Source organism: Enterovirga sp. CN4-39 (assembly GCF_049446235.1).
Taxonomy (GTDB): domain Bacteria; phylum Pseudomonadota; class Alphaproteobacteria; order Rhizobiales; family Beijerinckiaceae; genus Enterovirga.
The window spans coordinates 16599-26313 of sequence record NZ_JBMSEF010000018.1 but is presented as its reverse complement, the minus strand read 5'-3'; the positions used below and the strand labels follow the sequence as shown (position 1 = coordinate 26313).

The following is a 9715-nucleotide window of genomic DNA, read 5'->3' as shown; positions in this document are numbered from 1 at the left end:
CGGCGGTCGCGGGCCGCCGTTGAGACCTCCCAACTGGAGGCTTCTCCCATGAAGCACGTCATTGTGGCTGTCGCGCTCGCGGGCGCGACGTTCATCAGCCAGGCAGCGGACGCCAAGGGCTGCATTAAGGGCGCGATCGCGGGCGGGATCGCCGGCCATGTCGCCGGCAACCATGGCGCCATGGGCGCCGCCGCGGGCTGCGCCGTGGGCCGGCATCAGGCCAACAAGCGCGAGCAGCAGCAGAACCAGCCGCCCGCGCAGCGTTGATCATCCCCGGAACGGATCCGTTTCGAGGTAGGCCAGTTCCTCGGGCGTCGTCTCTCGCCCGAGGACCTCGTTCCGGTGCGGGAAGCGCCCGAACTGGGCAACGATGTCCCGGTGATGCAGGGCAAACTTCAGGTTCTCGGGGTCGCCGTGCGCCGTGTAGATCTCGACCGAGCGCTCCTGGATCGCGGGGGCTTCGGAATGCATGAAGGGCAGGTAGAAGAACTGTCGTAGGTCCCGCGGTACGGCCTTGTCGAAACCCTTCTCGATGGCGCGATCGGCGATCGTCAGCGCCAGCGGGTCGGTCGCCCAGGTGCGCGGGTCCTGGCGAAACATGTTCCGGGGCATCTGGTCGAGCAGGATCACCAGCGCCAGCGCGCCTTCCGGCGTCTCCTCCCAGTCCGAGAGCTCGCCCCCCGCCGCGCGTTCATAGGCCTCCAGGAAGCCGGCCCGGCACCGCTCGTCGAACTCGGCGTTCTTCGTGAACCAGGCATCCGGTCCCGCCTCGCGCCAGAACCGCAGAATGTCGTCCGGCGTCGTCGCTTCGCTCATCTCGAATCTCTCTGTCCCTGCTCGCCCGCAAGGTAGCGCGGTTTGCCGCGCGGTGTTCTGCGCGGCTGCAATTGCGCCTTTGCGCTTGACCGGCGCGGCCCGGCGTGGCTAGAGAGCCGTACCGTACGTTACGGTACTTCATCTCCTGCTGGTCGTGACGCGGGGGCGAAGTGCTTGGACAGGAAGGCTGTGGAACTCACCGAGCGACAGGCGGAAGTGCTCGATGCCGCGCTCGCGCTTCTCAAGGAGAAGGGCGAGGCGCCGACCATGAATGCCGTCGCCGAGCGGGCGAGCTGCTCGAAGGAGACGCTCTACAAGTGGTTCGGCGGCCGCGAGGGCCTGCTGACGGCGACCGTCCAGCGGCAGGCATCCGGCGTCCGGGGACTGCCCGTGCCGGACGGCGGCTATGACATTGACACCTTTCGAACCAGCCTCGTCCAGTTCGCCCGGAATTGGCTCCGCACGCTGACGGGAGAGACCTCGATCGCCCTGAACCGCCTCGCCGTTGGCGAGGCCGGGATCAAGGGGAGGGCGCTCGGGCGCATCGTGCTCGAGAATGGGCCCTCGGCCATGCAGAAGCGCCTCGAGCCGGTGCTCGAGGCGGGACGCGAAGCCGGGCTGCTGGATTTCGCCGATACGCGCGACGCCTTCCGGACCTTCTTCGGCCTGGTCGTCCGCGACACACAAATCCGCCTTCTCCTCGGCGACAAGAAGCGCCCGAGCGAGAAGGACATCGACGAGCACGCCGTCGCGGCGACGGCGCAATTCTTCGCCCTGTTCGGGGCGGGTCACCGTGGAGCCGATGGTCGGCCCCGCAACGTTTGAACCGGAGGGAACCTCGATGCGCGTTTATTACGATCGTGACGCCGACATAAACCTGATCAAGGGCAAGAAGGTCCTGATCGTCGGCTATGGCAGCCAGGGCCATGCCCATGCGCAGAACCTGCGCGACTCCGGCGTGAAGAACGTCGCCATCGCGCTGAAGGCCGGCTCGGCCACGCGCGCCAAGGCCGAGGGCGCCGGCTTCACCGTCTACACCCCGGCCGAAGGCGCCAAGTGGGCCGACGTCGTCATGATGCTGACGCCCGACGAGCTGCAGGCGGACATCTACCGCGACGACCTCGAGGCGAACATGAAGGAGGGCGCCGCGCTCCTCTTCGCGCACGGCCTCAACGTGCACTTCAACCTGATCGAGCCGCGCAAGGACCTCGACGTCCTCATGGTCGCCCCGAAGGGCCCCGGCCACACGGTCCGCTCCGAGTACCTGCGCGGCGGCGGCGTGCCGACCCTGATCGCCATCCATCAGGACGCGACCGGCAACGCGCATGACCTCGGCCTGTCCTACGCCTCGGCCAATGGCGGCGGCCGCGCCGGCATCATCGAGACGACCTTCAAGGAGGAGTGCGAGACCGATCTCTTCGGCGAGCAGGTCGTGCTCTGCGGCGGCCTCGTCGAGCTCATCAAGGGCGGCTTCGAGACGCTGGTCGAGGCGGGCTACGCCCCCGAGATGGCCTATTTCGAGTGCCTGCACGAGGTGAAGCTGATCGTCGACCTCATCTACGAGGGCGGCATCGCGAACATGAACTACTCGATCTCGAACACGGCCGAGTACGGCGAGTACGTGACCGGGCCGCGCATCATCACGGAGGAGACCAAGGCCGAGATGCGGCGCGTGCTGAAGGACATCCAGGGCGGCAAGTTCACTCGCGACTGGATGCTCGAGAACCGCGTCAACCAGACCTCGTTCAAGGCGACCCGCGCCCGCATGGCGTCTCACCCGATCGAGGAAGTCGGCGAGCGCCTTCGCGGCATGATGCCGTGGATCAAGGAGAAGGCCCTGGTGGACAAGGCCAAGAACTGAGCAACCCTGGCCTGACGACAGGAAGAGTATCTGAGCAGCGAGGCGGTGCGACCGGAGTGGTCGCGCCGCCTCTTTTTTGTCTTTTGCTGCCGCCGAGCGGCGTCTACTCTCTTCCTGCTGAACAGGCAGGAGGGTGGCATGTCCGACAAGGCTACGCTCGAAACCGTGATCCGGGACATCTACGATGCGAGGATGCGCGGCGATGTGGACGGCATCCTGCGGCTGATGGCCGACGATGTGCAGTTCTCGATCGCGGGTTGCGGTGCCTCCAGCTCGATCCCCTGCCAGGTCGAGGGCGCAAAGGCGTTTCGCGGTGTCGTGCAGGAGTTGATCGCGACCTTCCAGTTCAGCAACCGGCGCGTGCTCAACCAGATGATCGACGGCGATCGGGCGGTCGTTCACTGGCGCGCGCAGGTCAAGGTGCCGAAATCCGGCGCCGAGGCGGAGACGGAGCTGGTCGATCTGCTCACGTTCGAGGGCGGCAAGGTTCGGTCGTTCAGGGAATTCGCCGATACGGCCCTGGCGAAGCGGCTGCTCGCCTGACGGCCCCGGACGGCGGCGCGCTGAGGCGCCCGGGACACAGCTTTCGCTGCACAGTTTGATAGCCTCGCTGCCAGCGAGACAAGGTTTCGTGCCGAAGGGGGCTGGCATGGAGCAGCGGGCGAGGATCGAGGCGGTCATCCGGGCCGCCTACGAGGCGCGGCGGCGCGGGGACCTGGACGGGGTGATGGCCCATTTCGCCCCCCGGGCGCAGTTCATGCTGGTCGGCTCGCCTGCCGCGAGCCCGGTCCCGCTGAGCGCGATGGGCGATGCGGCGGTCCGCGAGGTGCTGCGGCGCCTGATGGCGAGCTTCGAGTTCCGCGAGGTCGAACTGCGCCTGCTCCTCATCGAGGGCGACAAGGCAGCCGTCCATTGGAGCGCTCGCGTGCGCGTCCCGGCGAGCGGGCAGGAGGCGGAGACCGAGCTCCTCGACCTGATCGGCTTCGAGGGCGACAAGATCGTGCTGTTCAAGCAATTCGCCGACACGGCGCTGGCGGCCCGGCTGCTCGGCGCATGACGTCGAATGTCCGGCAGGTCGCGATCGGCTCGCATACGATCTTCGTCGACGACGACCAGCCGACATTCTGGGAACGCGTGGAGGCGGGGCGATGGGAGCCGGGCACGCTCGGCGTCCTGGAGCGGTTCCTGCGGCCGGGCTCCCTGTTTCTCGACATAGGCACCTGGGTCGGCGCGCTGACGCTCTACGCGGCCTCGCTCGGGGCCGAGGTGGTGGCCGTCGAGGCTGATCCGAAGGCGCTGGAGCAGCTCGGCCGCAACCTCGCAGCCAATCCTCATCTCGCCGAGCGGGTCCGGGTCGTGCCTCGCGCGATCGCGGCGGCCGCGGGCCCCGTGCGGCTGGGAGCGCGCCGAAAGCCCGGCGATTCCATGTCGAGCGTGCTCCTCGCGGGGGCGGGCGAAACCTGGACCAGTCCGTCCGTCACGCCGGGCGAGATCGCCTTCGGCATCCCGGGCCGTCGCCGGTTCGATCTCGTGAAGATCGACATCGAGGGTGGCGAATATGCGCTGCTTCCGCAGCTCGGCCCGATCCTGGACCGGGCCGCGGCGCTCCTTCTCGCCCTCCATCCCGACATCCTGCAGGCCTCGGGCGCGGAGCTCGAGCCGCGAAACACGCTGGAAATCCTTCGCGGATGGAATGTCGAACGCGTCGGAACCACCGACCTCGTTCCGGCGCGCCTGGAGGATGTCGTGGAAGCAGGCCCGGCCGAGTGGCTGTTCACCCGGGCGGACGGCCTGCCCCCGGTCGAGCCGTCTTGACTTCGGGCGGGGCTCGTCTCCGCTTGTCCCATCCTCTCGGCCCCATCCTCGGCCGATGGTCCGCGTGGCGCCCTCTTGGAGCGGTTCATGGCAGATGATCTCGCGGGTTCCCGGCAGCACAGGGAGGAGCTCCGGGCGGCCTTTCGCGAGTTCTTCGGGACACCCGACGACAGACTCTTCGACGAGGTCGAGAAGGACCTGACGGTCCTGGCGCTCCGGGCCGGCGAGACGCTGGTCCGCGAGGACGAGCGCTCCGAAGAGCTCTTCTTCGTCGTGAGCGGCCGTCTCCGTGCCACACGGCGCCTCGGGCAGATGAAGCAGCTGCTGGGCGAGATCGTGCGTGGGGAGACGGTGGGCGAGCTGGCGCTCATCTCGGGCGAGCCGCGGTCGGCGACCGTGGTGGCGGTCCGGGACTCGCTCGTCGCCCGGATGACGCGGCCGACCTTCGAGCGGATCCTGGCGGGTGGCGGCCCGAACATCTCCCTCAGCGTCATGCGGACCATCATCGAGCGCTTCCGCCGCGAGGAGACGCATCGCGGCGCGACGGGGCGTGTCACGATCTGCATCCTGCCGATCACGCCCATCGCGGATCTGCGCGGCTTCGCGCACGCGCTCACCGACGCGATCGGCACGCTCGCGGGCCCGGCTCGCCTGCTGGCCGCGGAGGACTACGCCACCCTGCCGGCGGCCGACCGTGCGGACCAGGGCAACCCGCATGGCGGCGTTGCCCGCTGGTTCGACAATGCGGAGGTCACGAGCGCGGCGCTCCTCATGCTCGCCGATCAGGAGGCGAGCGACTGGACCCGGGCCTGCCTGCGCCGGGCGGACGAGATCCTGCTCGTGGCGGATGCGGATTCGCCCGTGCAGGTATCGGAGGTCGAGGCGAGGCTCCTCGATGACGAGAGCATCGCGGTCCGCCCCGTGCAGAGCCTCGTTCTCCTGCACAATGCGGTCAAGCGCTCCCCCCTCGGAACGCAGGCCTGGCTCGATCGCCGCGCCGTGTCGCGGCACATCCATGTCCGGCCGGCGCTCGACCGGGACGTGAAGCGGCTCGCGCGGCTGGTCACGGGCCGGGCGGTTGGCCTCGTCCTTTCGGGGGGAGGGGCGCGCGGCTTCGCGCATGTCGGCGTCATGAACGCGCTGAGCGACGCGGGGCTGGTCGTCGATGTCGTCGGCGGGGCCAGCATCGGCTCGGCGATCGGGGGGCTGCGCGCCATGGACCTCGTCGGCGAGGATCTGGTGCGGGCCGCGCGGCGGATCTTCGTCGAGAACGGCACGCCGACGGGCGACTACAACCTCCTGCCGCTCATCTCGCTCGCCAAGGGCAAGCGCAGCCGTAAGATCATCGAGGCGACGGTGGCGGAGATCGCGGGCCGCGACATCGGGGTCGAGGACACCTGGATCACCTATTTCTGCGTGGCGGCGAACTATTCCACCTCCTCGGAGGCGGTGCTCACGCACGGCTCGCTGTCGCGCAGCCTTCTCGCGAGCTTCGCCATCCCGGGTGCGCTGCCGCCCGTCGTGATCGACGGCCACCTCTATGTGGACGGAAGCACGGTCAACAATCTCCCCGTCGACGTCATGCAGCGCTACGGGGTGAGGAAGATCATCGCCGTGGATCTCCAGACCGACCGCATCCGCAAGGTCGATTTCGACCGCATGCCGAGCACGATCTCGCTCCTGCTGGACCGGCTGAAGGGCGGCAAGCGGCAATACGATCTCCCGAGCCTTCCCGAGATGCTCCTCAACGCGAGCACGCTCCAGTCCACCGGGCGCCAGCGCGAGATGCGGGCCAAGGCGGATATCTGCTTCCGCCCGCTGCTCAACGGGATCGGGCTGCTGGACTGGAACCGGTTCGACGATGCCGTGAAGGGCGGCTACGAGACCGCCCGCGAGGACATCAGCGTGCTCGACCCGCGCGAACTCGCCGCTTACCACTGAGCCGGCCAGGAGCGCCCGGACAGCGGATCCTCGAAGGACGGCTGAGCATATCGTACGGCTCGCCCCGGCACGCTTGGCATCGTATGAGGGCACCGGCAGCCCGCTCGACGGCTGCGCCAATCACCGCAAGGGATCCGGGACGTTCATGGACGAGACTTCGCCCGGCTCGGCAGCCGTTTCGCTGGCCGGGGTCGCGATCACTTTCCCCCTGAAGAACGGCGCGACCTACAAGGCCGTCGAGGGAATCGACCTCACGGCGCGGCCGGGCGAGTTCGTGGCGATCGTGGGCCCCACGGGCTGCGGGAAGTCGACCCTGCTCAATGCGGCCGCCGGCCTCCTCGTGCCGAGCGCCGGCCGCGTCGACGTCTTCGGGGCGCCTCTCTCCGGCCTGAACGGGCGGGCCGGGTATCTCTTCCAGGCCGATGCCCTGATGCCCTGGAAGAGCGCCATCGACAATGTCGCCGTGGCGCTCGAGCCGAAGGGCGTCCCGCGCCGCGAGGCCCTCGATCAGGCCCGCGCCTGGCTCGGCCGCGTCGGCCTGAAGAGCTTCGTCGAGAGCTATCCGCACATGCTGTCGGGCGGGCAGCGCAAGCGCGTGGCGCTCGCCCAGATGCTGATCCGCGATCCCGAGATCCTGCTGATGGACGAGCCCTTCGGGCCGCTGGACGCGCAGACGCGCCAGCTGATGGGGAACCTCCTCCTCAAGCTCTGGGCGGCCGACCGGAAGGCCTGCCTCTTCGTCACCCACGACCTGGAGGAGGCGATCGCGCTGGCCGACCGGGTGGTCGTCATGTCCGCAGGACCCGCGGCCGGGATCATCGGCGATTTCCCCGTCCCGCTCGCCCGCCCGCGCGATACCGCCGAGATCCGGCTCGATCCGGAATTCCACCACATCCACAAGGAGATCTGGGCCCGGCTGCGCAGCGAGGTCCAGAAGGCCTACGGGGCCGAGGAGATCGCCTGATGAGCCGCGTCAAGCTTCTCGTCCTCCAGATCCTGGTCGCGGTCGCCCTCCTGGCGATCTGGCACGTGGTGACGGTCTATCCGGTCTTCGGCAGCGTCCGGAACGCCCAGTTCTTCTTCTCGACGCCGCTGGACGTGATCGCCCGCGTCTGGCGCGAGCTCTCGGGCGGCGAGATCTGGGGCCATCTCTGGATCACCCTGCAGGAGACGATCCTCGCCTTCGTGTTCGGGGCGGGAGGCGGCATCCTGGTCGGCTTCGTGTTCGCCCGGAACGACCTGCTCGCGGCCGTCTTCGACCCCTACATCAAGGCCGCGAACGCACTGCCCCGCGTCGTGCTGGCCCCGATCTTCGCCCTGTGGTTCGGGCTGGGGATCTGGTCGAAGGTGGCGCTCGGCTTCACGCTCGTCTTCTTCATCGTCTTCTTCAACGTCTACCAGGGCGTCCGCGAGGTCTCGCCGACGGTGCTGGCCAATGCCCGGATGCTCGGGATGAACGAGCGCCAGCTGCTCCGGCACGTCTATTGGCCCGCGGCGCTGACCTGGATGTTCTCCTCGCTCCATACCTCGGTCGGATTCGCGCTCGTGGGCGCGGTGGTCGGCGAGTATCTCGGCTCCTCCGCCGGCCTCGGCTACAAGATCCACGAGGCGGAGAGCGTCTTCGACGTGACGGGCGTCTTCGCCGGCATGTTCATCCTGGCGATCTTCGTCATCATCATCGACACGCTCGTCACGATCGTCGAGAACCGCCTCCTCGCTTGGCGGCCGGGACCATCCGGCCCCAGATAGGCGGGCGGCTTTCCGCCGCCGCGCCGTCACGCTTCAGCCGAGCGCGCCTCTGCCCCGGAAGGGGGGGTGCCGTTCGGCCTCCATCGGATCGAGAGATGTCCTGGGTTCTGCTGTTCGTCGCCGGCCTGTTCGAGATCGGCTGGGCGATCGGGCTGAAATACACCGACGGCTTCACGCGCGTTGTCCCGACGGCCCTCACGGTCGTCAGCATGGTGGCCAGCGTCGCCCTGCTCGGCCTCGCCCTGAAGGAGCTTCCGGTCGGGACCGCCTATGCGGTCTGGACCGGCATCGGCACGGTCGGGACGGCCATCCTCGGCATGGTCCTATTCGGCGACCCGGCGACCGTGCTCCGGCTCCTCTGCATCGGCCTGATCGTGGCGGGCATCCTGGGGCTGAAGCTCGTCTCGTGACGGGGCCGGGTGCAGCCGCCGCCAGGCGAAGGCCACGAAGACCCCGATCAGCGTCAGCGCGAGGCCGAACCAGGTCAGCGCGTAATGCAGGTGGTCGTTCGGCAGATTGATGCGCGTCTGCCCGCCGCGCGGCCAGCCGCCGGGATTGGGCGTGTTGTCCGCGTCGACATAGAACGGCGCCACGCGGCCGAGACCACGGGCCTGTGCCATCTCGCCGATGCTGCGGACGAACCACTGGTCCCGCTGGGGATTGTTGGCCGGAACGAACCAGCCCCGCTGCTCCGGATTGCGCAGGAGGCCGGTCACGCTGACCTCTCCGGCGGGCTGCGCCTCGGCCCGGCTCTCGGGCTTGCGCAGGGCGGTCGGCACGAAGCCGCGGTTGACCATCACGATCGAGCCGTCGGGGCGCTGCAGCGGCGTGAAGACGTAGAAGCCCTGCAGCGGCTGGCCGCGGCGCTCCTCCGCAAGGCCGTGCAATTGGATCTCGCGGTCGTGCAGGAAGGTCCCGGTGAGCCGAACCCGGCGGAACTCGTCCTGGGCGGGCGACCATGAGGGCCAGTCGCGCTCGGCCGGAGCCGCGACGGCTGCTCCGAAGGCGCGCGAATTGATGGCGGCGAGCAGGTCTTCCTTCCAGGCCTTCCGCTCGAGCTGCCAGTATCCGAGCGTGACGAGGATCGCGAGGGCGATCGCCGTCGCGATCGCCGGGGCGACGAGGCCGCGCCAGCCCGCGGCGCGTGCGAAGGTGCTCACTGCTGCAGCCGACCCTCTTCGGCCTTGTTGGCGAATTGCGAGGCGATCAGCAGCGCCTTCGCGGGTCGCACCAGAATCGCGCTGAGCAGGAAGGTAAGGGGGATCCAGAGCGCCATGTGCACCCAGATCTGCGGCTCGTAGGCGAACTCGGCCCACATCGCGAGCCCCACCACGATCACGCCCACGATCGACATGACGAAGAAGGCCGGGCCGTCGCCGGAATCGATGAACTGGAAATTGAGCCCGCAGACCTCGCAGCGCGGCCGGACGGTGAGAAAGCCGTCGAACAGCTTGCCCTCGCCGCAGCGCGGGCAGCGGCAGCGGAGGCCGCTGGAGAGAGCGGAGGGGCGGTTATGCTGGTCGTACACTCGGG

13 protein-coding genes are annotated in these 9715 nt (G+C 68.7%); 10 read left to right on the top strand and 3 right to left on the bottom strand.

The annotated features are described in order from the left end of the window. The first annotated feature begins 48 nt into the window (after positions 1-48). Positions 49-267 (top strand): hypothetical protein, encoded by a 219-nt coding sequence (locus tag ACO2SS_RS22940; protein ID WP_423280162.1) that lies wholly within the window; start codon positions 49-51, stop codon positions 265-267. On the opposite strand, the gene ACO2SS_RS22935 is transcribed toward ACO2SS_RS22940, so the two are convergent. Next, the gene (locus ACO2SS_RS22935) at positions 268-816 is read right to left on the bottom strand and encodes a DUF924 family protein (protein WP_423280161.1); all 549 of its coding nucleotides are present in this window, start codon (positions 814-816) and stop codon (positions 268-270) included. It abuts the gene before it with no gap. A gap of 174 nt (positions 817-990) precedes the next feature. Between ACO2SS_RS22935 and ACO2SS_RS22930 the strand changes: the two genes are divergently transcribed. The 9 genes from ACO2SS_RS22930 to sugE all read left to right on the top strand — a co-directional run bounded on the left by ACO2SS_RS22930 (position 991) and on the right by sugE (position 8592). Continuing rightward, positions 991-1641, top strand: a complete 651-nt coding sequence (locus ACO2SS_RS22930; RefSeq protein WP_423280160.1) for a TetR/AcrR family transcriptional regulator — start codon at positions 991-993, stop codon at positions 1639-1641. Between the two features lie 16 nt (positions 1642-1657). Continuing rightward, positions 1658-2677: a ketol-acid reductoisomerase gene (gene ilvC, locus ACO2SS_RS22925; protein WP_423280159.1), complete on the top strand. Its 1020-nt coding sequence runs from the start codon at positions 1658-1660 to the stop codon at positions 2675-2677. A gap of 138 nt (positions 2678-2815) precedes the next feature. Continuing rightward, positions 2816-3220, top strand: coding sequence for a nuclear transport factor 2 family protein (locus ACO2SS_RS22920; RefSeq protein WP_423280158.1), 405 nt, complete (start codon positions 2816-2818; stop codon positions 3218-3220). 88 nt (positions 3221-3308) lie between these two features. Continuing rightward, a complete protein-coding gene (locus ACO2SS_RS22915; RefSeq protein ID WP_423280157.1) occupies positions 3309-3734 on the top strand; it encodes a nuclear transport factor 2 family protein in 426 nt (141 codons plus the stop codon). Then, positions 3731-4492: an FkbM family methyltransferase gene (locus tag ACO2SS_RS22910; protein WP_423280156.1), complete on the top strand. Its 762-nt coding sequence runs from the start codon at positions 3731-3733 to the stop codon at positions 4490-4492. The genes ACO2SS_RS22915 and ACO2SS_RS22910 overlap by 4 nt, the downstream gene beginning before the upstream one ends. Before the next feature lie 87 nt (positions 4493-4579). Then, positions 4580-6433 carry a patatin-like phospholipase family protein gene (locus ACO2SS_RS22905; protein WP_423280155.1) on the top strand — a complete coding sequence of 618 codons (1854 nt, stop codon included), beginning with the start codon at positions 4580-4582 and terminating at the stop codon, positions 6431-6433. 145 nt (positions 6434-6578) lie between these two features. Then, positions 6579-7397: an ABC transporter ATP-binding protein gene (locus ACO2SS_RS22900; RefSeq protein ID WP_423280154.1), complete on the top strand. Its 819-nt coding sequence runs from the start codon at positions 6579-6581 to the stop codon at positions 7395-7397. Then, positions 7397-8182: an ABC transporter permease gene (locus ACO2SS_RS22895; RefSeq protein ID WP_423280153.1), complete on the top strand. Its 786-nt coding sequence runs from the start codon at positions 7397-7399 to the stop codon at positions 8180-8182. The genes ACO2SS_RS22900 and ACO2SS_RS22895 overlap by 1 nt, the downstream gene beginning before the upstream one ends. Before the next feature lie 95 nt (positions 8183-8277). After that, positions 8278-8592 (top strand): quaternary ammonium compound efflux SMR transporter SugE, encoded by a 315-nt coding sequence (gene sugE, locus ACO2SS_RS22890; RefSeq protein WP_423280152.1) that lies wholly within the window; start codon positions 8278-8280, stop codon positions 8590-8592. Here the strand turns inward: sugE and ACO2SS_RS22885 are convergent. Together ACO2SS_RS22885 and ACO2SS_RS22880 are read right to left on the bottom strand one after the other, a co-directional pair. Further along, positions 8506-9342, bottom strand: a complete 837-nt coding sequence (locus ACO2SS_RS22885) for an SURF1 family protein (protein ID WP_423280151.1) — start codon at positions 9340-9342, stop codon at positions 8506-8508. The two genes, sugE and ACO2SS_RS22885, sit on opposite strands and share 87 nt — an antisense overlap. Next, entirely contained in the window at positions 9339-9710 is a 372-nt protein-coding gene (locus tag ACO2SS_RS22880) for a DUF983 domain-containing protein (RefSeq protein WP_423280150.1), read from the bottom strand. The genes ACO2SS_RS22885 and ACO2SS_RS22880 overlap by 4 nt, the downstream gene beginning before the upstream one ends. Between the last annotated feature and the right edge of the window lie 5 nt (positions 9711-9715).